Origin of the sequence: Pseudomonas sp. OV226, from assembly GCF_003148705.1 — a bacterium.
In the GTDB taxonomy this organism is placed as follows: Bacteria; Pseudomonadota; Gammaproteobacteria; order Pseudomonadales; family Pseudomonadaceae; genus Aquipseudomonas.
This window is the reverse complement of the sequence record NZ_QGGS01000019.1, coordinates 22566-45429: the sequence shown is the minus strand read 5'-3', so window position 1 is coordinate 45429 and position 22864 is coordinate 22566. Positions and strand designations below refer to the sequence as shown.

Genomic DNA, 22864 nt, shown 5'->3' with positions numbered 1-22864 from the left:
CATGAACGAGGCCGTGCTGCAGCGTCTTGAAACGCTGGAAGGGGAGAGCCAGGTGCGCCGCTTGATGGCGCGCTACATGGACCTGTGCGATGTGCCGAGGGCACCGACGCAGGTGCGTGAACTGGCTGAATTGTTCAGCGAAGACGCGATCTGGGAAGGCATCGGCAGCCAGACGGTGCAGACCTTTGGCCAGCATCGCGGACGTGACGCCGTGGCTGCGTTTGTCGGCAGCTACTTGCCGCCGTCCGAACACTTTGCGCTGAACCTGCATTACCTCACCAGCGAGTCGATTGTGGTCGACGGCAGCACGGCCCAAGGGCAGTGGATCATGCAGCAGATTTCAACCTATGCCGATGGCCGCAGCGAATTGTTCGGCACGCGCTTGAACATCGATTTCCAGCGCGTCGACGGTGTCTGGCTGATCGCGCATTTCCGCACACAACGTTTGTTCAACACGGTGCTGGGCGCATGAGTACGTTTATCAGCGAATTTCTACTCGGTGGCAGCGGCAAGCGGGTCGCGATCAAGGATTCCATCGACATTGCCGGCCACCCGACCCAATCCGGCAGCCGCGCCTTTGCTCGCGCTTTGCCGGCCCTGAAAAACGCCGAGGTGGTCGATGCGATCCTCGCGGCAGGCTGGCAAATCGTCGGCAAGACCAACATGCACGAGCTGGCGTTTGGCGTCACCGGCATCAACGACTGGACCGGCACTCCGATTAATCCGCAAGCGCCGGACCGCGTGCCCGGTGGTTCTTCCAGCGGTTCGGCGGCAGCCGTCGCGGCCGGGCTGGCAGACATCGCCATCGGCTCCGACACGGGTGGTTCGGTACGTGTACCGGCAGCGTGCTGCGGCATTGCCGGGTTGAAACCGACCTATGGCCGTGTCAGTCGGGTCGGTGCGCATCCGGCTGAATCCAGCCTCGATTGCGTGGGCCCCTTCGCGGCGGACATGGCGGATTTGATCGCTGCGATGCAAGTGATCTGCCCTGGCTTTCAGGCTCAGGGTTTGCCATCGGCCAATGCCTCGGTGGGCTTTCTCGATGTCGCCTGCGATCCGCATTTGCAAGCGTGTCTGGGCGCTGCTGCCGACCGTGCCGGTTGGCGCCGCAGCACCGTGCAACTGAGTGAATTCGACGCCGCATTTGCCGCCGGCCTGACCGTGATCAATTTTGAAAACTGGGCCGCGTTCGGCCACCTCACCGGTCAAGGCTTGATCGGTGCGGACGTCGAACTGCGTCTGCTGGCCGCCAGCCGCACCAGCGCTGCCGAACTGGCAGAAGCCGAAAAGGTCCGTGAGCGCTTCACCCGGCAGGTGGATGCCGCGCTGGAAAACGTTGAAGTGCTGCTATTGCCGACGATGCCGGGTTTGCCGCCGACACTGGTCGAAGCCCGCAGCGCGAGCAAAGCCGTGGCCGGCATGACGCCGCTGGTACGGCCATTCAACCTCAGCGGCCATCCGGCGCTGACGGTGCCGGTGGAACTGGATTGCGGCGGGCTGAAAGTCGGCCTGCAAATTGTTGGCCGCAAAGGTCAGGACGAAGTGGTCTGCGCCTTTGGTGCGCAGTTGCAACAGAGCATGACCGGTGAACGGTCGATCCCTAACAAGAAGTCATAAAAAGCCATGAGGAGAACCGCATGAGCACTCATGAATACCGGCTGATCGCTACGTCGAAAAGCCCTGACGAACTGGTCGAGCACGACCGCGTCGACGTCTCGCTGTACAACGACCCGGCGCTGTTCGAAGCCGAGCTGGAAAAGATTTTCTACCGCACCTGGGTGTGGGTCGCCCACGAAAGCGAAGTGCGCAACAGCGGCGACTTCAAGACCGCCACCATTGGCCGTCGCCCGGTGATCGTTGTTCGCGACAAAAAGAACAACATCAACGTTCTGGAAAACCGCTGCCGGCACCGTGGCGCCACAGTGTGCGAAAAACACAAAGGCAACGCCACCGGTTTCACCTGCCCGTACCACAGCTGGTCCTATGGCCTGGACGGCAAACTGCGCGCGCTGCCGTACCCGGACGGCTACGAAGGCATTCTGGAAAAGTCCGAACTGCCGCTGACCAGCCTGCGCGTTGAACGCTACGCCGGTATGGTTTTCGCCAGTTACAACGACGAGATCGAACCGCTGGAAGACTTCCTCGGCGGCGCCAAACACTGGATGGACCTGTTCATGAAACAGGGCGCCGGCTACCCGATCAAAACCCAGGGCGAACACAAGTTCAGCTTCAAGGGCAACTGGAAGATCCAGCTGGAAAACACCACTGACGGCTACCACTTCCCGATCGTGCACAAGTCGTTCATGTCGTCGGTGGATGAAGAAACCTCGGAAATGCTCTCGTTCATGACCGACGAACAAGCCGTAACCCATTCGTTGGGCAACGGCCACAGCGTGATGGTGATGGTGCCGGAACACGTCGATCTCGATCACGACGACGGCACCGAACAGCTGCAAGAGCGCTTTGCGCATGTGACTGAAGAACTGTCGAAAACCCTGCCGGCGGATCAAGTGCGCCGCATCGTGCGCTCGCTGCACGGCGCCGGGTTCAACTTGAACCTGTTCCCGAACGTGGCGATGTCGATGTCGTTCTTCCGCGTGCTGCGTCCGGTATCGGTCACCGAAACCGAGATCCGCCACGTCGCCCTCGGCATGGACGGTGGCCCGGAAATCGCCAACCGCGAACGCATGCGTATTCACGAACACTTCCAGGGCCCGTTCGGTTTCGGCAGCCCCGACGATGCCGAGGCCTGGGACCGCGTGCAGCGCGGCTCGTACGCCGGCGTCGATGCGCCAATCCTGGTCAACCGCGGCTTGAACCGCGAAATCATCGCTGAAAACGGCGACAAGGTCAGCCACGCCACCGATGAAGGCGGCATGCGCGGTGCCTACGACATGTGGAAAAGGATGATGAGCCAATGAGCAATCACGACACCCTGAACGGTTTTTCCGGCCCGTTGGCCCAGGCCATCGAATTCATCTGGCGCGAAGCCGAACTGCTCGACCACAAGAACTACGCCGAATGGGCGACCCTGTGGAGCGAAAGCGGCAAGTACATCGTGCCGATCGACCCGGACACCGAAGACTTCGAAGCGACCCTCAACTACGCCTATGACGATGCGCGCATGCGTGACCTGCGCATCGAACGCCTGACTGCGGGCTACTCGCCGTCGGCGGTGGACGCGGCGAAAACCATTCGCTCGGTCTCGCGTTTCCGTCTGGTGGAAGCGGCGGGGGATCTGGTTGAAGTGAATTCGGCGCAGGTGCTGTACGCCTACAAACGCGGCGTGCACACACCGTTCGTGGCCGACCTCAACCACCGGATTCGCTTCACCGACGGTGTGGCGAAACTGGAGCGCAAGGTCGTGCGCCTGATCAACTCCACCGACAGCCTGAGCGCGCTCGGCTTCCTGCTGTGAGGGCCAACACCATGAACCGAGTAGCCCTGGTGACCGGCGCTTCGCGCGGTCTCGGCGAATGCATCGCCCGTCGCTTGCACGCGGCGGGTTATCGCGTGGCGCTGGCCGACGTGCGCCTTGATGGCGTGCAGCGGTTGGCGGCGGAGCTTGATAGCAGCGGCGCGAGTGCCGTCGCCGTCGAACTGGATGTGCGTAACAAGGCCGACTTTGTCCGTGCCCGCGATCTGCTCGCCGAGCGTTGGGGCGGCACTGACATTCTGGTGAACAACGCCGGTCAATCGAAAGTGGCCGCGCTGATGGACATCACGCCCGAAGAGTTCGATGAGTCGATGGCGATCAACCTGCGCGGCACGTTCGTGGCTTGCCAGGTGTTCGGCGCGCACTTTGCCGAGCGCGGCTTTGGTCGCATCGTCAACATCGCCTCGCTGGCCGGGCAGAACGGCGGCACCGCCACCGGCGCGCATTACGCGGCGGCCAAGGGCGGCGTGGCGACATTGACCAAAGTATTCGCCCGCGAACTGGCGCCACAAGGGGTGACGGTCAACAGCATTTCGCCAGGACCACTGGACTTGCCGATCGTGCACGAAACCGTGGCCCCGGAGCGTCTGGAGCAGATTTTGAAGGTGATCCCGGCCGGCACCCTCGGCGCCCCCGACTACATCGCCGACAGCGTCTTGCTGTTGATCGCCGACCACGCCGCCTCCGTAACCGGCGCGTGCTGGGACATCAATGGCGGGTTGTTCATGCGCTGAAAAAGCGTTCGACGCAGCTTATGTAGCAGCTGTCGAGCAGCGCGAGGCTGCGTTCGGCTGCAAGGCAGTCGTGAAATCAGGCGATGCGGTGTTTCAGGAAGATCGCGTTTTCAGGATTGACGGCTGCTTCGCCCGAGCGCGGACCGAGCCGAACGCAGCCTCGCGGTGCTCGACAGCTGCTACAGGGCTGCTCATTTAACAAAATCAACCGAATTCAGGTGATGCAATGATGAAAGTGAGGATCGAAAGGATCGTCGACGAAGCGCTGGATATCCGTTCCTTTCGCCTCGTGCGCAGTGATGGTCAGCCGCTCGACGCTTATGAACCGGGGGCGCATGTCGACCTGACCGGGCCGACCGGCGTGACTCGTCAGTATTCGCTGTGCAGTCCGCCGCAGGATCGCCGTGCGTATCTGGTGGCGGTCAAGAAAGAAGCGCAATCGCGCGGTGGTTCCGCGGCCCTGCACGAGCAGGTGGAAGAGGGCATGGAGCTGGAAATGGGTGCCCCGCGCAACCTGTTCCGCCTCGACCCGACCGCCACCGAGCACGTGCTGTTCGCCGCCGGTATCGGCGTCACGCCGCTGTTGAGCATGGCCTATCGACTGGCAGAAAGTGGTCAACCGTATCGTTTGCATTACTTCGCCCGCTCGCCGCAGTACGCGGCATTTTCCGAATTGTTGGCCAGCACCTTTGCCGATCACGTTCAGTTCCATTACGGCGTCGAGCCGGGTGACATGGACGCTGCATTGACGCAAAGCCTGAACCAGGCCGGCAGCGATGCCCACGTCTACACCTGCGGCCCGGCGCCGTTCATGAACAAAGTGGTGGAAGTGGCCGCCCGCAGCCGTAGCGAAGACGCGATTCACCTGGAGCATTTCCAGGCCGACCCGGCCGCCAATGCCGGCCCGAGCGGCGGTTTTGAAGTGGAACTGGCCAGCTCCGGCGTGGTGCTGCAGATTCCGGCCAATACCAGCCTGGTCGACGTACTCCAGGCCCACGGCTGCGACATCGACACCGAGTGTCGCGAAGGTATCTGCGGCACGTGCATCGTCGAGGTCCTGGACGGGGTGCCGGAACACCGGGATAACTGCTTGTCGAGCAAAGAAAAAGCGGGCAACAAGCAAATTTGTGCCTGCGTTTCACGAGCGTTGTCCGCTCGTCTGGTATTGGACCTGTAAGCGCAAATCCCTGGAAACATTGCGTGGGAGTCGATTAAATCGACGCCCCACGACCGTCTAAGGAGGCGACGGTCACGAAACCGGTATTCATCGAACCGCTCGACGAAGCGGTCGAAAAATAACAATAAAACTGACGTGAGGCCTTGCGGTCATGATTACTTCATCGGCACTGCGCAACGATGCATTTGAAAGTTGGTTAAGTCAGGTCAATCAGGCCTGTGGGCGCTTCGACGCCCGCGCACTGGACACGAATTTCTACGGTGAACTGGCGGAGTTTCGCAGCGGCGCGATCAACCTCAGCGTGGTCGACATGGCCCACGTGCATTTGTATCGCACCAGCAAAGACGTCAGCACCAGCAGCGACGGCCACTACTACGCAGTGTTCCAACTGCGCGGCAGCTCGCAACTCGAACAGGGGGACAACCGCGCCCAATTGGGCTGTGGTGACATTGCGCTGATCGACGCCTGCCAACCCAGTGACATGACCTACAACGAAGACTCCCGGCAGTTGTCATTGATTTTGCCGCGCCAGGTGGTGCAGCGCGGTTCGCACTTCAACGCGCTCAACTGCGCCACGCGCATTGCGGCCACCACGCCACTGGCTGCGCTGGCCAACCGCATGGTCCTGGAAACGCGGCAGCATCAAAGCCTGGACATGCAGGAAAGCGAAGCGGTGCTCGACGCGCTGGTCAGCCTGTTGTTGCCGGGTATCAGCGCTCGCGACGCCAGCGTGGATGCCCACGAGCGGCAATTTCGTAAAACCATCGCTTACATCGACGAGCACATCAGTGCCGAAGAACTGTGCCCGGAGCTGATTGCCCGTGAGGTGGGGATTTCGGTGCGCGGGCTGTACCGGATGTTTTCCAAGCGTGGTCTGGTGGTGGCGCAATACATCAAGCATCGACGCCTGGATTTCTGCGCCGAAAACCTGCGCCGTTCGGATGTCGAGCAGAAGCTGTCGGCGCTGTGCTACGCGTGGGGATTCTCGGATTCGAGCTACTTTTCCTCAGCGTTCAAGTCGCGCTTTGGCGTGTCACCAGGTGAATATCGCAAGCGCTACAGTCACTGACTAATTGTGACGACCTCATCGCGGGCAAGCCCGCTCCCACAGTGATTTTGTGAACGCCAAAATCAACTGTGGGAGCGGGCTTGCCCGCGATGGCGGCCTGAAGACCGCCGAAGATTAAGGTCAGTGCCGGGCAGGTTCATCCACCGGCAAATGCAACACCTCGCGCACCAGCATCGCAATGCTGGTCACGCCCATCTTTTCCTTGATCTTGGTGCGGTGCACATCAACGGTTTTGACGCTGATGTTCAGCTCGCGGGCGATTACCTTGCTCGCCTTGCCATCGATCACCAGCATCAACACTTCCCGTTCCCGACTCGTGAGCAATGCCAGTTTGCCTTGCAGGTTCTGACGTTGCTCCTGATCGGCCTGGGCATGCACGGCGGTCTTCAGCGCCGCCTGAATGCGGTCGATCATCTGCTGCGGGTTGTAAGGCTTCTCGACGAAATCCAGCGCGCCGTTCTTCATCGCCGTGACCGACATCGGAATGTCGCCATGGGCCGACACGAAAATCGTCGGCAGGGTGCTGCCACGCTGGTTGAGGATTTCCTGCAACTGAAAGCCGCTGGTTTCCGGCATGCGCACGTCCAGCACCAGACACGCCGGTTGCTTGGGGTCGTACTGGCTCAGGAACTCTTCAGCGCCGGCAAAGCATTGCGCCTGCACACTGACCGACTCCAGCAACCACGCCAATGAGGTGCGCAGGTCTTTGTCGTCATCGACGATATACACAATCGGTTTGCGGGTTTCCATCTGGGACTGCCACGAGAATTTCTAATTATTGTTTTCGCACGCGTGCACGCTGCGGCGGACATCAGCTCATCACGGAGCTTAGTAGCAGAATACCCACTGCCGTGGGCCCTGACGATAAAGAAACCACCTAGTCGACTAGCGGAAAGCCTACCTCGCCATGGGGATCGTCAGAATGGTCGCGCGCCGCGCCGGGCCTTAATCTTGTTCCAACAACAAGGGGCCGCGCAACGACGGTCCTCCTGAAGGAAGGGGCATCGACATGGCCGACCTGAGCCAGCAGCAAATCGACTTTCGCAACGCCATGGCGCAGCTGCCTGCTGCGGTGAACATCATCACCACCAACGGCCCCGGCGGACAATGCGGCATCACCGCCAGCGCCGTGTGCTCGGTCACCGATTCGCCACCGACCGTGCTGGTCTGTGTGAACCGCAACAGCGCCACCCACGATGTGTTCCGCACCAACGGCCACTTGTGCGTCAACGTGCTGTGTGGCGAGCAGGAAGAGCTGGCCCGACACTTCGCCGGCATGACCAAAGTGTCGATGGCCGAACGTTTTGCCTGGGACCTGTGGGACGAAGGCGACACCGGCGTGCCGTTGCTGCGCGATGCGTTGGTGCAGCTGGAAGGACGGATCACCGAATGCAAGGAAGTCGGGTCGCATTCGGTGATGTTTGTTGAGCTGTCGAATGTCGGTGTGCGCGGGGAGAGGGACAGCCTGGTGTACTTCAACCGGTTGTTTCATCGCCTTGAGCATGCCGGTGCGCATTGCTGATACACCGCGTTATCGTTCATCGCGGGCAAGCCACGCTCCCACAGGGTTTTGCGCAATACACAAATTTGGTGTTCACGCTGACCACTGTGGGAGCGGGCTTGCCCGCGATGGCGGACTAACAGTCACCGCACCTGTTGCAGATACTCCCGAGCCAACAAGCAAGCCCGATCAATCAACATCGGTGCCATTTCGATCGCGGTCGGTGTGCCTTTGCGGGTATGAATCCAGCCCAGGTACGTCGTGCCGCGCAGCATCAGAAACAGCGCCAGCGTCCCCCGGTCGGCGTCCGTCAGCGGTTTGACCGCGTGATACCCCTCCAGCAACGCCGCTTTGATCTGCTCATAACGCGGGTCGTCCAGGCAGAAGTAAAGCGCCGTCGCCAGTTCAAACATGTGCCAGCCGAAACCCGCATCGTCGAAGTCGATCAGGCGCAAGTTTGCGCCCTCGATCAGCAGGTTCTCTGGCACCAGGTCAGCGTGGATCATGCCGAAGTTGCCCAGCTGTCGACCGTATCGACGCAAGTCGCTGCGCGCACGGCGGCGGGCCTGTTGCAGCAGTTCACGTTGATCGACGCTGAGCTGTTCCAGGTCCCAGAACCGCCCCCAGAACGGATTGGCGCCGATCAAGCCATCCTCATCCCAGGCATGCCGGACAAACTCGTCCGGCTGTTGCCAATCCGCCGCGTGCAAATGAATACGCGCGGCGAGCGCGCCGGCTTCGGCAAACAGAAAGTCGATTTCGGTGTCCGCCTGCACGCCCGCTTCAGAGGTGCCCGCCGTGGCGCCGGGCAGCCAGGCGAGCATGTCGACGTGGCGCGGTTCGCCGATGTCGGCATGCAGCACTTCGACCAGGTGGCGCTGGTTTTGCGCGCGGATGATCTGCGGCACGGTAATGCCGGCCGTGGCCAGCGCTTCCATCCATTGCAGCTCCGAACGCAGCGCCGCTTCGCAGTGATAGCCGTTGCGGTGGATGCGCAAGGCGACCCGTTGGCCGTCCTCACGGCGCGCCGAGAACACCGCGTTCTCGCGGAATTTCACCAGTTCGATCTCGGCAAAGGCGCCGTCCCACTGTTGCAGGGCGTGCCGGGCCATATCGTGCAGTTTGGCGACTTGCTGGTCGTGGCTCAGGGTGTGGAAATCAGTCATGGCATGGCCTCAGATAGCGCTCAGGGCGGTGTCCAGCGTGTCGACGAAGAGGTCGGCGTGCTCGCGGTTGAACACCAGCGGCGGCCGTAGTTTGAGAATGTTGTCGCCGGCGCCGATCTTGCTGATCAGCACCCCCAGCTCACGCATGTGGTTGACCACCCGCCGCGCCTCCAGCCCGGCGGGCTCTTTGCTGGCGTGGTCGCGCACCAGTTCCATGGCGAAGAACAACCCTTTGCCGCGCACATCGCCAATGATCGAGTGCTTGCTGGCGAGCACCTGCAAGCGTTGCTGCACATAAGCGCCGACGGTGTGCGCATTGCGCAGCAACTGTTGCTCTTCAATGACATCGAGCACCGCCATGCCAACCGCCGCCGCCACTGGCGAGCCGCCGAAGGTGTTGAAGTACATCGCGCTACGACCGAACGACTCGACCAGCTCCTTGCGGGTAATCAACCCGGCCAGGGGATAACCGTTGCCCATCGGCTTGCCGAGGGTAACGATGTCCGGCACCACGGCGTGGGCCTGATGCCCCCACAAGTGTTCGCCGGTACGCGCAAACCCGGATTGCACCTCGTCGGCAATGAACAAGCCGCCCGCCGCACGGATCAGCTCAGCGGCTTTTTTGACGAAACCGGCCGGCACCCGTGGCAAGCCTTCGTTGGCAAACAAGGTGTCGATCAGCAACGCGGCAGGGCGAATGCCTTGGGCTTGCATCGAGGCGATGGCGGCTTTGATGTTGGCGGCATATTGCTCCGCCAATTGCGCTTCAGTGGTGCCAGCGGGCGCGTGATAAAGACACGGGATCGGCACGGCGCGGGCATGCGCGCCGAACGGTTCCGGTGACGGCAACGCGGTGGTGACTTCGGCCAGCGACGCCGAGTTACCGTGGTAGTTGTAATCGCTGACGATAATGCCGGTGCCGCCGCTGGCGAAGCGTGCCAGGCGCAACGCCAGCTCATTGGCTTCGCTGCCGGTGCAGGTGAACATCGCGGTGTCCAGCGGGTCGCTGAAGGTTGCGGTCAGGCGCTCGGCGTAGCGTACGATTTGCTCGTCCAGATAACGCGTGTGGATGTTCAGCGTTTCGGCCTGGCGGTGCATGGCCGCCACCACGTGCGGGTTGCAATGGCCGACGCAGGGCACGTTGTTGTAGACGTCGAGGTAGCGCTGACCATCGACGTCATACAGCCAGACGCCTTCGCCGCGCACCAGGTGCAATGGCTTGTCGTAGAACAATGGTGAAGCGCTGCCGAGTACGCGATGGCGGCGCTGCAAGAGCGTGTCTTCAGGCATGGTCTGGGGTCTCGATCAGTGGCGCGTTGCCTTGCAGACGGGCACGCAGCAGGAAGTTGAAAATGCTCAGCACGAAGGTCACCGCGAGGGCGATCAGCATCAGCATGTCGAGCTGGAAGCAGGCAGCGATCACCAGCAGCGTCAGGGCCAGGCCCAGCCAGGCGATCACTTTGCCGCCGGCCAGGCAAAACGGCCGTGGCAGGTCCGGTTGACTGCTTTTGATGCGCAGGTAGGCGCCGAAAATGAACAGGTAGCAAACGTTGAGCAGCAGCACGACCGCGAGCATCACGGTGGCCGGGTCGACGGCGGACAACGGCAGGCCGATGGCGCCGATCAACAGCAGTGCCGGGAACGGCGTGCCGCGCTTGCCGGTTTTGCCCAGCCACTGCGGGAACAAACCGTCGCGGGCCATGGCGAACAATTGTCGCGAGGCGGCGTAGATCAGCGAGAAGAAGGTCGCGATCAAACCGAACACCGCGCCGCAGCCAATCACCTTGGCCAGCCACGAAGCGTCGCCGTAGACATTGGTGCTGGTCATCGCGGCGTACAGCGGGTCGCCTGCCGAACCGACCAACTCAACGCCACCGGCGCCCGGTGCGCACACCAGCACCACCAATGCGGTCACCAGCAACGTGGCGATGGCGGCAAGAATCCCGCGCGGCATGCTGCGCCCGGGGTTTTGCGCTTCTTCGGCGGCCGAGCCGGTTTGCTCGACAGTGATGAACAACCAGATGGCGAACGGCACACAGGCGAAAATACCGCCCAGGCTGATCGACGGCCCAGCGATGGCCGCCGGCATTGTCAGCAGGTTGGCCAACTCGACATGCGGTGCCATGGCCACGCCAAAGGTCAGCAGGGCGACGACGGCGATCACGCCGGCAATCATGGTCAGGCCCATGGCCTCACCGACGCCGCGCATGTGGATGCCGATGATGATCGCGAACAGGGCGATTTTCACCGGCCAGCCACCGAGGCCGAACATCGACTCGGTGTAGGCGCAAATAAACGTTGCCGCCGCGCCGGTGCCGATGGTCAGTGCCAGCGCGCAAGCGACGCCGACCAGGTAACCCACGAACGGTCCGAAAGCGTTTTGCGCATAGACGAATACACCGCCGGCACTTGGCAACGCGGTGGACAGCTCCGCCACACACAACGCCAGACCGCCGCACAGCAAGGCCATCAACAACGTGGCGATCAGCATGTTCAGCCAGCCGCCGGCCATCAAGCCGAAATTCCAGCCGGAGAACTGCCCGGCCACCACTAACGCAATTCCGAGGCCGGCAATCTTTGGCCAGCCCAACGCACTTTTCTTAAGCACAAGCGTCTCCCGCGACCCTGGGGTCGATTTATTGTTTTTGGGGGTTAAAAAAGGGATCGGTTTTGATACTACGCGGGGGTGGTGGTGGGGCTTGTTTGCGTGGATGCCATCCGGTTGTTTGTGGATGCCAGATTTGGTTGGGTGGAGGGCAGGGGGATCGCGTTATCGTTCATCGCGGGCAAGCCCGCTCCCACAGGATTTGAGGTGATCACAAAATGAGTGAGCACCACGCACACTGTGGGAGCGGGCTTGCCCGCGATGGCGGTCTCAAATCGGAGCGCATGTTTAACAGCGTTTAAGGTAACTTCCTGAAAGCCACAGCACCTTGCGCCATTGCCTACGACTACGCCAGAATCCGCCGGCTTGTGCGCTTTGGACGCCCTCGGTAACTTGATTCCCGTCACTGATTCCCAGTGATCGGGTTTAGTAGCCCGAGGTTCGAGTAGTGCGTCAGGCGTCTGTCAGACAGGTATTTCATTGCCTGCATTTGATGGTGGCTGTTCGCAGGGCGCCCTCGGGCGCGCCGGTCTTCTATTCGTTCCCCGGTCTACTAACCTGCGTACAGCCGCCACCCCTCGTATTAGTAGCGAGGCGTGGCTGCCCAATCAGGAACGCATAATATGTTCAAGGTAACGCCAAATCCGCCAGACACAGATCCGGCATCCCCCTACGAATCAGTCGATTCAAAAAAACTCCACGAAGCCGCCGAGCGCGCGCTGAATCACTACCTCAACCCCGCGGCCCTCAAATCACCCGCTACCCGCAAACCCAGCACGATGTTCATGCTCGCACCGAATATCAGAGACGAAGACCTGCTCGCCCATACCTGTGAGTCATTGGCCCAGGCCAGTGTCATGGCCAGCGATTTCGCGGGGTACCTGGAAGGACCGCATCGGCACACGGCGATGGCGATTCAGCAGATCATCATGCTGGCGGAATTGGCGGCGAACCGGATGATGGATAACGTTGAGGTGCCGAAGTAACAATCAGAGACCGCGTCATCGTTCTTCGCGGGCAAGCCACGCTCCCACAGGTTTTGTAGTGTTCAGTCATTTTGTGATGACCTCAAAACCTGTGGGAGCGGGCTTGCCCGCGATGGCGGTGGGTCAGACAACATCACTCTCAGATCCGAAAACTCCCGACCAACTGATTCATCCGATCCGCCTGCCGCTCCAGCTCGGTACAAGCCTGCAACGTCGAGTGCAGGTTTTCCACGCCTTGCTGGTTCAACGTGTTGATTTCGGTGATGTCGACATTCAACGCCTCGACCACTGACGTCTGCTCTTCCGTAGCAGCGGCGACTGATTGGTTAACGTTGTCGATCTCACCGATGCGCTGCGTCACGCTGCCCAAGCGCTTGCCGGCGAGGTTGGCGATGTTGACGCTTTCTTCGCTGTGCTGCTGGCTCTCAGTCATGGTGGTGACCGAGTCGCGGGCGCCGATTTGCAGTTCTTCGATCATCTGCTGAATCTCCGCCGCGGACGTCTGGGTGCGTCCGGCCAGGCTACGCACTTCGTCGGCGACCACCGCAAACCCGCGACCGGCTTCACCGGCGCGTGCTGCCTCGATCGCGGCGTTGAGCGCCAGCAGGTTGGTCTGCTGCGAGATGCCTTTGATCACTTCGAGGATCTGCCCGATGTTCACGGTTTTGCCGTTCAGCACTTCGATGTTGACGCACGAGGCGCTGATTTTTCCGGACAATTCGTTCATCAGTTCAATCGTGCGCTCCACCACTTGCCGGCCATCCTCGGCTTGTTCCCGTGCGACGGACGCCTTCTGTGAAGCATCGGAGGCGTTGTGGGCGATTTCCTGGGCGGCGGCCCCGAGTTGGTTGATCGCGGCGGCGACGCTGTTGGTGCGGGTCGATTGTTCGTCGAAGTTGCTCATCGACGAATTGGAGGCGAGCAGCACACGCTTGGCCACTTCATTCACGCCAATCGCTGCCAAAGACACCTCGCGAATTGACTGGTGAATGCGTTCGACAAAGCGGTTGAACGCAGTCGCCAGTTGGCCGATTTCATCCCGCGACTGCACCTCAAGACGCCGCGTCAGGTCGCCTTCGCCTCGGGAGATATCTTCCATGACCCGCGTCAGCACTTGCAGTGGCCGGGTGATGCGAAACGCCGTGTACCAGATCAACAGCAAACCGAGCAGGGCGGAGCCGCCACCCACCAGCATTTCGAGTGCGGTGCTTTGCACGCCTTGGGCATCAAGTTCTTTTTGCAGCGTGGTCACCGGCGCCAACAGCACGTCTTGCGGCACACCCACCAATACACCCCACGGCGCGGCGCCGGCAATCGGTGCCAACGGTTCGAGGACTTTGATTTGTTGCTGATCGATAAAGACCTTCGGTTGCCCCTGACGCAAGGCGTCGATCACCTCGGCATTGTCCAACGGTTGCCCGAGGCGGCTGACGTCCTGGCTGTTGGCCGAGATCACGCCACGCGGGCTGACGATGCTGATCTGCCCATGGCCGTCGAACAGTTGATGGGCGCTGGCTTCGCTGTTCTGTTGCAGGGCGGCGAGGTTGATGTCGAGGCCAACCACGGCGATGACTTTGCCGTTGTCCATCAGCGGGAACGCGACGCTGGTCACCAGTTTGCGGCTGCCGGAGGCTTCATCGAAATAAGGTTCGAGTACACAGGCCTGACGGGTGTCGCGGGCGCAGGTGTAGAACGCGTTGTACGGTGCGCCGCTGGGGCCGGGTGAGGTGTTGGCCAGCAATGATTCATCGCCGATCACCGCTTGCAGTTCGCCGGGTTTGCTTTGCACCCAGTAGAGGGAGAAGCGCCCGGTTTCGTTGCTGCCCATGGCGGCCTGGTCGGTGAAACCGGCGTCGGCACCGTCGAGGGCATCGGGTTCGAAAATGACATAAAGCCCGAGCAGGTCGGGCTTGTCGATCAGGGCTTGATGAAGCTGGGTGCTCAGCTCCTGGCGCAGTTGCGAGCGGGTCAGATGACCCTGCTGTTGCAGCTGCCGGAGGTAGAGCAAATACCGCGACAACCCTTGGCCGTATTCGTGAGTCTGCATGAAGGTGCGTTGCACCTGCATCGCCTGCACGGTGCCCAGCGCTTGCATGTGTTCCCTGGCCGCGTTGGCGAGCATGTCGCTGCTGGCCTGGGCCACTTGCTGGCTGCTTTGATGGGTTTGGTACAGCGACAACCCCATCAACAAACCCACCACCAACAACAGGCAGAGGCCGGCGAGCAGGGCGATTTTGCTCTGAATCGTCAGAAATCTTGAGCGCATTGGAAACTCCGTTTCCGTTGAAGAACAATGTTTGCCTCAACCCGTTTCCTGTAGCAGCTGGCGAAGCCTGCGTCCGGCTGCGAAGCAGTCGTAAAACTTGAATGCGGGGCCTTCCTGACATGCCGCATTGTCTGTCTTGGCGACTGCTGCGCAGCCGGACGCAGGCTTCGCCAGCTGCTACAGGGATCTTGTTGGGCTTACAGACTTAGAACGAAGTGGCGAACACCACTTGGCTGTAGACGTTCTGGTCGTTGTTGCCCAGCTGGGTGCCACCCTGTTCGGCGCTCTTGTCCGGCTGGTAGATACCAACCAGCGGCATCACCGTCAGGTGGTCGTTGACGTGCCATTCGGCGTACAGGTCGACTTCGTGGCCATCGGTGTTGCCGAGGTTGCGATCGATGGTGTCGTAGTTGAAATACATCACGCCGACGTTGAGGTTCTCCAGTGGCGAAACCTTCATGGAAACGTTCTGGATGCGCGAGTTGCTGTTGAACGGCCCGGCATAGTTACCGGCCACTTCACCCTGGAACCAAGTGCCATAGCCGCGGCTGAAACCGTAGAACAACGTGTCGTAATTTTCCGAGAAGCGGCTGTAGCGGTAGCTGACATACGGCGTCCAGAGGGCGTCGGAAAAGGTCCAGCCCGCTTCCAGGTACCAGGCGTCTTCGTTGCCGGTGTGCGGTTTGTCCTGCTCGGCGTATTCACCGGACAGGAACAGGTTTTTCACCCCGGCATTGCCGGTCGCGCGCAGGCTGTAGGTCTTCATGCCGTCGCGTTCAGCTTGCAACGGGGACGCGAATTGCTCGTCGACATCGGTGGTGTCGATGTAGGTCAGGCCGACGGTGCCTGCTTCGGCCACGTGCTCAAGGGTGCCGACGTACATTTCGGTCTTGGCCTGGGCGCGGTTATCCGACTTCAACCACATCAAGTCGCTGCGCCAGCCTTGCTTGCCACCGAGGCGCAGCACGGCGGTTTCGTCGAAGGCTTTACGCGCGGCCAGGTAGTAGGCGCCGCCGCGGTTGAACTCACCGTCGGCCAGACCTTTGCCGATGTTCAGCGCGTCGCCATCAATCAGGAAACCATCGCCGACCACGATGTTCTGGCGACCGAAGGACAGGTCGACGCCGTCATCACCCATCGCTTCGAACAACTTGCCCGAGCGCCAGCCGAGGTAGGCGTCTTCGAACTTGGTGGTGCGTTCCGAGCCGTCGGTGAAACCGGCGGCATCGCCATCACCCCAGGTGCCGGAGCTGAGCATGTTGCCGGCGCCGTAAGCGGTGCCGACACCGCCCAGGGCCTGGTCGAAGCTCAGGCCGTATTTGATGTAGCCCTCTTGCCATGAAGAAGAGCCTTCACTGAGACGACCCGACAGCGCGTAGTTTTCCTGGCTGTGGAACGCGCCGAAGACGGCTTCCAGGGTGGCGTTCAAATGACTGTCGTCATCGGCATAGAGTTCGTAGGCATGAGCCTGGGTGGCGCTGATCATCAGCGCGAGCGTCGAAAGACGAAGCAAGGGGGACTTGAGCATGGTGTGGCATCCATTCTTGTTCATGACCACAGGGTTGAGGTCTGTTTCGATACTAAGGCGAGGAACTTTTTCGGCCTTTTGTGTGGTTGCCAAAGAGTTGCCTGTGCTTGCCAAAAAGCGTGGTTTGGCAGCCCGGCCAACACGACTGGCACGCAGGGCAAAACCTGTGCGTGAGTCAGCGCTGACAATCCGTTTCAACCCTGCTGTTGCTTCCCCCACGGATTTTCAAGGTCGCTTCTTATGTTCACTTCACACAAATGCTCGCTCATTGGTTTGCTGACACTGGCGCTGGCGCAAACCGTCGTGGCCGCCGACTGCGCGCCGGATCAAGCCCATGGCGCCCAGGTGTTCGCCAATGAGTGCGGGGTTTGCCACTCGGTGAGCAAGGGCATGGCCGGCATGATGGGGCCGAACCTGTCGGGCGTGGTCGGACGCAAATCCGGCTCGCTCGAAGGCTTCAGCTACTCCCAGGCCATGCGCAGCAAGGACGTGACCTGGCAAGCCGAAACCATCAGCCAACTGATCACCCAACCCCAGGCCTATGTGCCCGGGACCTACATGCCCTACATGGGGCTGGCCTCCGCCGATGATCGCGAGGCGGTCGTTTGCTATCTCAAAGAACAACGCTAATCAGCCGGACTTCCAGGCTGAACCACACGTTTGAATGACAGGTGAATTATGAGCAACGTTGAAATTCTGCCGCAGGTTGCTGCCTTCCTTGAACGCCGCCATGGCTGCTTCATTGACGGCCAATGGGTGTTGGCCGACGGCCCGCAAATCGCCGTGGTCAACCCGGCCACCGGGCAAACCCTTTGCGAAACCCTGGACGCGCCGCTGGAAATCGTCGAGCAAGCCGTGCAGTCGTCGCACAAGGCGTTCAAATCCGGCGTCTGGTCGGCACTGCGCCCGGCGGACCGCGAACGCATTCTGCTGAACTTCACCGCACTGGTTGAGGCCCACGCCGAAGAACTGGCGCAGCTGGAGACCCTGAGCCAGGGCAAGTCGATCAACATGGCCCGCGCGCTGGACTTGAACGCCACCGTGGAATTCATGCGCTACATGTCGGGTTGGGCGACCAAGATTGAAGGCCAGACCTTTGACGTGTCGATCCCGCTGCCACCGGGCGCCAAGTTCACCGCGTTCACCAAGCGTGAGCCAGTGGGTGTGGTGGTCGGGATTGTGCCGTGGAACTTCCCGCTGCTGATCGCGGCCTGGAAGCTGATGCCCGCGCTGGCCACCGGTTGCACGGTGATCATCAAGCCGGCAATGGAAACCCCGCTGACCGCCATGCGCCTGGCCGAACTGGCCCTTGAAGCGGGCATCCCGGCCGGCGTGTTCAACGTCGTCACCGGTGGCGGTGCTTCGGTGGGCGGCGTGCTGACCGCGCATCCGCTGGTGAGCAAAGTGTCGTTCACCGGTTCCACTGCCGTGGGCAAAAGCGTCGGCGTGGCGTGCATGGAAAACATGACGCGCTTCTCGCTGGAACTGGGCGGCAAAAACCCGATGATCGTGCTCGCTGATGCCGACATCGAAAAAGCCGTGCAGGGCGCGATCCTCGGTGGCCTGCTGAACAATGGCCAGGTGTGCGCGGCGGCGTCGCGCTTCTATGTACACCGCTCGATCCACGACCAATTCGTCGAAGCGCTCGCCGCAGCGGTATCGGCCATGCCGATCGGCGCGGGCATGAACTGCAATGCCGCGATCAACCCACTGGTGTCGCGCAAGCAACAGCAAAGCGTGCTCAAGCACATCGAACTGGCTCGCCGTGAAGGCGCGCGCGTGGTCTCGGGCGGGGAGTTGGTGGAAGGCGAGGGCTTCTATGTGCAGCCCACCATTCTGGCCGACATCGACCACAGCATGGCCGTGGCCCGTGAAGAAGTGTTCGGCCCCGTGCTGGGCGTGATGCCGTTCGACGACGAAGACGCCGTGATCGCGCTGGCCAACGACAACCGTTACGGTTTGGCCGCCAGCCTGTGGACCAACGACCTGGGCAAAGCCATGAACCTGGTGCCACGCATCGAAGCCGGCACGGTGTGGGTCAACGCCCACGTGCTGCTCGACCCGGCCATGCCGTTTGGTGGCGTCAAGCAATCGGGCATGGGCCGTGAGTTTGGTCGTGCGGTGATTGAGGCGTATACCGAGCTGAAGTCGGTGTGTATTGCGCACTGATTGAGTAATTGGCAACGGCCCCTGCAATGGGGGCCGTTGGTTTGACTGACTGGCGGCGACGTTGGCGACGTAGTATCCATTGCTTCCAGTTAATAGGAAGCATTACTATTCGCACCTCCGTCCCCACAGCACACCGCAATGACCCCCAAGCTGCCCCGCAGACACGGCTTTTTCGAGCATTACGAAGAGTTGGTTGGCACCTGGACCCGTCGCCTGAGAAATCGTCAGCAGGCCGAGGACCTGGCCCACGACACCTTTGTGCGGGTGCTTGAGTCCGATTCGGCGGTGGTGGAACAACCCCGGGCCTATTTGCACCAGACCGCGCGCAACATCGCGGTGGATGGTTATCGGCGTGAGGATCGGCGGGGCGCCATGGAGTCGCAGGCGAATGATCACAGTGTGTCGTCGTCCGGCGACCCGGAGCATTTCATGCAGGCGGTTCAGTTGGCTGATTCCATCGAACGGGCGCTCACCGAGTTGCCGATCAACTGCCGCAAAATATTCGTGTGGCAGAAGATCGAAGGCCTGACCCAGGCTGAAATCGCCGAACGCCTGGGCCTGTCCAAGAACATGGTGGAAAAGTATATGATCCGCACCCTGCGGCATCTGCGCGACCGCCTCGACGGACTGTACCCATGACTGGCCGCGCATTCTCATCCCCAGCCAAACAGGAACTTCCATGATGGATACTCGTGATTGTGCGTGCGGGCAAACAACCGTTCGCGACGAGGCGGCGCGCTGGTTTGTGCGTTTGCAGGAGCCGGCGATGGGCGACGAAGAGGTCCAGCGCTTTGAAGCCTGGCTGAGCGAACATCCTCAACACTGCGACGAATTCAAGATTCTTCAGGGCTTGTGGACGGCTGCAGATAGGCTGCCGGTCAAACGCCTGCAAGCCTTGTGCGAAACCCCGCCAGCACGCCGCAAACGCCAGCCGCTGATGCGTTATGCCGTGGCGGCGAGCATCGTCGCGGTAGCACTGGGGCTGGGATTGTTCAGCGGTTTGAATCATCCGGCAGCGTATACGGCTGAATATTCCACGGCGCTGGGCGAGCGGCGTCATGTGGCCTTGCCGGACGGTTCGGTGATCGACATGAACAGCCGCAGCCGCGTGCAGGTGCGTTATGAAAAGAATCGTCGGGCCATCGAATTGACGGAAGGCGAGGCCATGTTCAGCGTTGAACATGACACCAGCCGGCCGTTTGTGGTCGAGGCCGGCAACGGCAAGGTCACGGTCACCGGTACGCGTTTCGATGTACGTCGCGACCCCACGCAAACCCGGGTGGCGGTGGAGCAGGGCACGGTCAAGGTTCAGGGGCAGGGCGCTGATTTCATCACCGTCACTGCCGGCCTCGGTACCCGCATCGATGCGCAAGGGGTGGTCGCAGCCGCCTATGCGATCAATCCCGAGGAACTGACCGCATGGCGCAGCGGCAAACTGGTGTTCAACAACGCCAGCCTCAGCGAGGTGGTTGCCGAAGTGTCGCGCTACCGGGCCAAACCCCTCACGGTCGGCAACGATAAAGTGGGCAATTTGCGCCTGACCAGCGTGTTCAAATCCGACAACACCGATGCACTGCTCAAGGCCTTGCCGAGCATCCTGCCGGTGGCCGTGCGCACCCTCGATGACGGCAGTCAGGAAATAATTTCCAATTAATTTCCAAACCGATTCAGGTTTTTTTCGAGTTCATCGTCTTCTTGTCCAACTGCAACTGGTTTGCATTAACAGACGCACACTCTTGCGATTCTCAGGACACTGTTCGACGTGAAGAAAACAACCGCTAAAAACAACAATTCCCCTTGGCTACGGCTCGCGCTTGCCCTGGCCATCAGCTCGGCGCTGCCTCAGGCATTCGCCGCTGACGCGATCCGCATTCCGGCCCAGCCGTTGGGCGAGGCCTTGAGTGAACTGGGTCAGCAAACCTCGCTGCAGGTTTTTTTCAGTCCGGAACTGGTGGCCGGCAAAACAGCCCCGGCGGTAGACGGCAACTTCTCGCCTGAAGAAGCCTTGCGTCAATTGCTGCAAGGCAGCGGTCTGCAATACCAGATCGATGAAGGCTCGGTCACGCTGATGCCAGCACCGACTTCCGCCGCCAATGGCCCGATCGAACTGGGCGTGACCGACATCAAAGTGGTCGGCGACTGGCTTGATAATGCCGATGCCGCCCTGGTGCAGAACCACCCTGGCGCGCGTACGGTGGTGCGCCGCGAAGCGATGATCGAGCAGGGCGCGATGAACGTTGGCGACGTGCTCAAACGCGTTCCCGGCGTGCAAGTGCAGGACGCCAACGGCACCGGCGGCAGCGATATTTCCCTGAACGTCGGCGTGCGCGGCCTGACATCGCGCCTGTCGCCACGCTCCACGGTGCTGATCGACGGCGTCCCCGCCGCGTTCGCCCCCTATGGCCAGCCGCAACTGTCGATGGCGCCGATTTCCTCAGGCAACCTCGACAGCATCGACGTGGTACGCGGCGCCGGTTCGGTACGTTACGGGCCACAGAACGTCGGTGGCGTGATCAACTTCGTCACCCGCGCCATCCCGGAAAAGGCCACTGGTGAAATCGGCACCACCCTGGAAACGTCCCAGTACGGTGGCTGGAAACACATCGACACCGCGTTCCTCGGCGGCACGGCGGACAACGGCATCGGCATGGCGCTGTTGTATTCCGGCGTCAACGGCAACGGTTACCGCGAAAGCAACAACGGCAACGACATCGACGACGTGATCCTCAAGACCCATTGGGCACCCACCGATGTCGACGATTTCAGCCTCAATTTTCACTACTACGACGCCAGCGCCGACATGCCCGGCGGCCTGACCCAGGCGCAGTACGACGCCGATCCGTTCCAGTCCGACCGTGACCACGACAATTTCAGCGGCCGTCGTAAAGATGTGTCCTTTCGCTGGGCGCGGCAGATCGACGACCGCACCCAGGCCGAAGTGCTGACGTATTACACCGACAGTTTTCGTGGCAGCAACATCGCCGCCCGCGACCAGAAAACCCTCAGCTCGTACCCGCGCACTTACTACACGTACGGCATCGAGCCACGGGTGTCCCATGTGTTTGATGTGGGCCCGACCACTCAGGAAGTCAGCGTCGGTTATCGCTACCTGAAGGAAGCCATGCACGAAGAATCGAGCCGCGTGGCGTTGGTGAACAATCAGCCGGTGATCACCAAGACCTCCGATGGCCACGTGTTCCAGGACCGTACCGGTGGCACCGAAGCCAACTCGGTGTATGTCGACAACAAGATTGATGTCGGCAACTGGACCGTGACCCCGGGCATTCGCTTTGAACACATCAGCACTGACTGGCACGACCGCGCCGTGCTCGACACCGCCGGCAAGCGTGTACCGGCGAAAAGCCGCAGCATCGAGAGCAACGAGCCGCTGCCGGCCCTGAGCGTGATGTATCACATGTCCGAAGCGTGGAAGCTGTTCGCCAACTACGAAACGTCGTTCGGCAGCCTGCAATATTTCCAGCTCGGCCAGGGTGGCATTGGCGACAACCCGGCCAATGGCCTGGAGCCGGAAAAGGCCAAGACCTACGAAATCGGTACGCGCTACAACGATGACGTGTGGGGCGGCGAAGTGACGCTGTTCTACATCGACTTCGACGACGAACTGCAATACATCAGCAACGATGTGGGTTGGACCAACCTCGGCGCGACCAAGCACCAGGGCATTGAAACGTCGGTGCATTACGACATGGCGGCGCTGAACCCGATGCTGGAAGGCCTGACGGCCAACGCCGGTTTCACTTACACCCGCGCGACGTATGAGGGTGAGATTCCGGGCTTCAAGGGCCGTGACCTGCCGTTCTATTCGCGCCAGGTGGCCACCGCCGGGTTGCGTTACGACATCAATCGCTGGACTTACAACCTCGATGCGTTTGCCCAGTCCAAGCAGCGCTCGCCGGGTACAGGCGTGAACGCCGATGGCAGTTTCAACGGCAATTACATCACCGAAGGGACTGCGGACGGCCAGTTCGGCGACATTCCGGGTTACGTGACCTGGAACGCGCGCGGCGGGTATGACTTCGGTGCGCAGTTGTCAAACCTGAAACTGGCGGCGGGGGTGAAAAACATCTTCGACAAGCAGTACTTCACTCGCTCCAGCGACAACAACTCGGGGATGTATGTCGGTGCGCCGCGCACGTTCTTTGTGCAGGCCAGCGTCGGCTTCTGATAGAGCGAGGTGACTTCATCGTCGGAACGCCGCCCGGACCA

General features: G+C 61.1%; 19 protein-coding genes and 2 pseudogenes. 14 read left to right on the top strand and 7 right to left on the bottom strand.

Features of this window, described 5'->3' with window-relative positions:
• Nucleotide 1 precedes the first annotated feature (1 nt).
• The 7 genes from C7534_RS23960 to feaR all read left to right on the top strand — a co-directional run bounded on the left by C7534_RS23960 (nt 2) and on the right by feaR (nt 6416).
• A complete protein-coding gene (locus C7534_RS23960) occupies nt 2-472 on the top strand; it encodes a nuclear transport factor 2 family protein (RefSeq protein WP_046032706.1) in 471 nt (156 codons plus the stop codon).
• On the top strand, nt 469-1617 hold the full coding sequence (locus C7534_RS23955; protein ID WP_046032707.1) for an amidase: 1149 nt from the start codon (nt 469-471) through the stop codon (nt 1615-1617). Before C7534_RS23960 ends, C7534_RS23955 begins: the two co-directional genes overlap by 4 nt.
• A gap of 20 nt (nt 1618-1637) precedes the next feature.
• On the top strand, nt 1638-2921 hold the full coding sequence (locus tag C7534_RS23950) for an aromatic ring-hydroxylating oxygenase subunit alpha (RefSeq protein ID WP_046032708.1): 1284 nt from the start codon (nt 1638-1640) through the stop codon (nt 2919-2921).
• The gene (locus C7534_RS23945; RefSeq protein WP_046032709.1) at nt 2918-3418 is read left to right on the top strand and encodes an aromatic-ring-hydroxylating dioxygenase subunit beta; all 501 of its coding nucleotides are present in this window, start codon (nt 2918-2920) and stop codon (nt 3416-3418) included. The genes C7534_RS23950 and C7534_RS23945 overlap by 4 nt, the downstream gene beginning before the upstream one ends.
• A gap of 11 nt (nt 3419-3429) precedes the next feature.
• Nucleotides 3430-4170: an SDR family NAD(P)-dependent oxidoreductase gene (locus C7534_RS23940; protein ID WP_077431733.1), complete on the top strand. Its 741-nt coding sequence runs from the start codon at nt 3430-3432 to the stop codon at nt 4168-4170.
• Between the two features lie 226 nt (nt 4171-4396).
• Complete coding sequence (locus C7534_RS23935; RefSeq protein ID WP_046032711.1) at nt 4397-5347, top strand: PDR/VanB family oxidoreductase; 951 nt, start codon at nt 4397-4399, stop codon at nt 5345-5347.
• A 151-nt stretch (nt 5348-5498) separates the two neighbouring features.
• The gene (gene feaR / locus C7534_RS23930) at nt 5499-6416 is read left to right on the top strand and encodes a transcriptional regulator FeaR (protein ID WP_077431734.1); all 918 of its coding nucleotides are present in this window, start codon (nt 5499-5501) and stop codon (nt 6414-6416) included.
• Between the two features lie 120 nt (nt 6417-6536).
• Here feaR and C7534_RS23925 read toward each other — a convergent pair whose 3' ends face one another.
• Entirely contained in the window at nt 6537-7166 is a 630-nt protein-coding gene (locus C7534_RS23925; protein WP_109787256.1) for a response regulator transcription factor, read from the bottom strand.
• 259 nt (nt 7167-7425) lie between these two features.
• Here C7534_RS23925 and hpaC point away from each other — a divergent pair, with 259 nt between their 5' ends.
• Nucleotides 7426-7938, top strand: a complete 513-nt coding sequence (gene hpaC, locus C7534_RS23920; protein WP_077431735.1) for a 4-hydroxyphenylacetate 3-monooxygenase, reductase component — start codon at nt 7426-7428, stop codon at nt 7936-7938.
• Nucleotides 7939-8060: 122 nt separating this feature from the next.
• On the opposite strand, the gene C7534_RS23915 is transcribed toward hpaC, so the two are convergent.
• Genes C7534_RS23915 through C7534_RS23905 form a run of 3 tightly spaced genes read right to left on the bottom strand, consistent with a single transcriptional unit; the run spans nt 8061 to nt 11691 of the window.
• A complete protein-coding gene (locus C7534_RS23915; RefSeq protein WP_109787255.1) occupies nt 8061-9083 on the bottom strand; it encodes a phosphotransferase enzyme family protein in 1023 nt (340 codons plus the stop codon).
• A 9-nt stretch (nt 9084-9092) separates the two neighbouring features.
• Nucleotides 9093-10373 (bottom strand): aspartate aminotransferase family protein, encoded by a 1281-nt coding sequence (locus C7534_RS23910; protein WP_109787254.1) that lies wholly within the window; start codon nt 10371-10373, stop codon nt 9093-9095.
• Nucleotides 10366-11691 carry an amino acid permease gene (locus C7534_RS23905; protein ID WP_109787253.1) on the bottom strand — a complete coding sequence of 442 codons (1326 nt, stop codon included), beginning with the start codon at nt 11689-11691 and terminating at the stop codon, nt 10366-10368. Before C7534_RS23905 ends, C7534_RS23910 begins: the two co-directional genes overlap by 8 nt.
• Nucleotides 11692-12311: 620 nt before the next feature.
• On the opposite strand from C7534_RS23905, the gene C7534_RS23900 reads away from it, so the two are divergent.
• Nucleotides 12312-12674 carry a DUF6124 family protein gene (locus C7534_RS23900; protein ID WP_077431739.1) on the top strand — a complete coding sequence of 121 codons (363 nt, stop codon included), beginning with the start codon at nt 12312-12314 and terminating at the stop codon, nt 12672-12674.
• A 139-nt stretch (nt 12675-12813) separates the two neighbouring features.
• On the opposite strand, the pseudogene C7534_RS33380 reads toward C7534_RS23900, so the two are convergent.
• The 3 genes and pseudogenes from C7534_RS33380 to C7534_RS23890 form a co-directional block, all read right to left on the bottom strand.
• Nucleotides 12814-13410, bottom strand: a pseudogene (locus C7534_RS33380) (methyl-accepting chemotaxis protein); the annotation flags it as partial.
• A gap of 258 nt (nt 13411-13668) precedes the next feature.
• Nucleotides 13669-14721, bottom strand: a pseudogene (locus C7534_RS33375) (HAMP domain-containing protein); the annotation flags it as partial.
• Between the two features lie 424 nt (nt 14722-15145).
• Complete coding sequence (locus C7534_RS23890; protein WP_109787251.1) at nt 15146-16468, bottom strand: hypothetical protein; 1323 nt, start codon at nt 16466-16468, stop codon at nt 15146-15148.
• A 240-nt stretch (nt 16469-16708) separates the two neighbouring features.
• On the opposite strand from C7534_RS23890, the gene C7534_RS23885 reads away from it, so the two are divergent.
• The 5 genes from C7534_RS23885 (at nt 16709) to C7534_RS23865 (ending at nt 22823) form a co-directional block, all read left to right on the top strand.
• Nucleotides 16709-17098: a c-type cytochrome gene (locus tag C7534_RS23885; protein ID WP_046032723.1), complete on the top strand. Its 390-nt coding sequence runs from the start codon at nt 16709-16711 to the stop codon at nt 17096-17098.
• Nucleotides 17099-17146: 48 nt separating this feature from the next.
• On the top strand, nt 17147-18637 hold the full coding sequence (locus tag C7534_RS23880) for an aldehyde dehydrogenase family protein (RefSeq protein WP_046032724.1): 1491 nt from the start codon (nt 17147-17149) through the stop codon (nt 18635-18637).
• A 138-nt stretch (nt 18638-18775) separates the two neighbouring features.
• Nucleotides 18776-19276 carry a sigma-70 family RNA polymerase sigma factor gene (locus C7534_RS23875; protein ID WP_046032725.1) on the top strand — a complete coding sequence of 167 codons (501 nt, stop codon included), beginning with the start codon at nt 18776-18778 and terminating at the stop codon, nt 19274-19276.
• A 40-nt stretch (nt 19277-19316) separates the two neighbouring features.
• A complete protein-coding gene (locus C7534_RS23870) occupies nt 19317-20291 on the top strand; it encodes a FecR family protein (RefSeq protein ID WP_109787250.1) in 975 nt (324 codons plus the stop codon).
• Nucleotides 20292-20399: 108 nt separating this feature from the next.
• Entirely contained in the window at nt 20400-22823 is a 2424-nt protein-coding gene (locus C7534_RS23865) for a TonB-dependent siderophore receptor (RefSeq protein ID WP_109787249.1), read from the top strand.
• Nucleotides 22824-22864: the final 41 nt, after the last annotated feature.

Coding starts and splice junctions, on each gene's coding strand:
- hpaC (WP_077431735.1), top strand. CDS start 7,426: ATGGCCGACCTGAGCCAGCAGCAAATCGACTTTCGCAACGCCATGGCG.
- C7534_RS23875 (WP_046032725.1), top strand. CDS start 18,776: ATGACCCCCAAGCTGCCCCGCAGACACGGCTTTTTCGAGCATTACGAA.
- C7534_RS23870 (WP_109787250.1), top strand. CDS start 19,317: ATGATGGATACTCGTGATTGTGCGTGCGGGCAAACAACCGTTCGCGAC.
- C7534_RS23900 (WP_077431739.1), top strand. CDS start 12,312: ATGTTCAAGGTAACGCCAAATCCGCCAGACACAGATCCGGCATCCCCC.
- C7534_RS23955 (WP_046032707.1), top strand. CDS start 469: ATGAGTACGTTTATCAGCGAATTTCTACTCGGTGGCAGCGGCAAGCGG.
- C7534_RS23960 (WP_046032706.1), top strand. CDS start 2: ATGAACGAGGCCGTGCTGCAGCGTCTTGAAACGCTGGAAGGGGAGAGC.
- C7534_RS23950 (WP_046032708.1), top strand. CDS start 1,638: ATGAGCACTCATGAATACCGGCTGATCGCTACGTCGAAAAGCCCTGAC.
- C7534_RS23915 (WP_109787255.1), bottom strand. CDS start 9,083: ATGACTGATTTCCACACCCTGAGCCACGACCAGCAAGTCGCCAAACTG.
- C7534_RS23940 (WP_077431733.1), top strand. CDS start 3,430: ATGAACCGAGTAGCCCTGGTGACCGGCGCTTCGCGCGGTCTCGGCGAA.
- feaR (WP_077431734.1), top strand. CDS start 5,499: ATGATTACTTCATCGGCACTGCGCAACGATGCATTTGAAAGTTGGTTA.
- C7534_RS23880 (WP_046032724.1), top strand. CDS start 17,147: ATGAGCAACGTTGAAATTCTGCCGCAGGTTGCTGCCTTCCTTGAACGC.
- C7534_RS23890 (WP_109787251.1), bottom strand. CDS start 16,468: ATGCTCAAGTCCCCCTTGCTTCGTCTTTCGACGCTCGCGCTGATGATC.
- C7534_RS23885 (WP_046032723.1), top strand. CDS start 16,709: ATGTTCACTTCACACAAATGCTCGCTCATTGGTTTGCTGACACTGGCG.
- C7534_RS23910 (WP_109787254.1), bottom strand. CDS start 10,373: ATGCCTGAAGACACGCTCTTGCAGCGCCGCCATCGCGTACTCGGCAGC.
- C7534_RS23925 (WP_109787256.1), bottom strand. CDS start 7,166: ATGGAAACCCGCAAACCGATTGTGTATATCGTCGATGACGACAAAGAC.
- C7534_RS23935 (WP_046032711.1), top strand. CDS start 4,397: ATGATGAAAGTGAGGATCGAAAGGATCGTCGACGAAGCGCTGGATATC.
- C7534_RS23945 (WP_046032709.1), top strand. CDS start 2,918: ATGAGCAATCACGACACCCTGAACGGTTTTTCCGGCCCGTTGGCCCAG.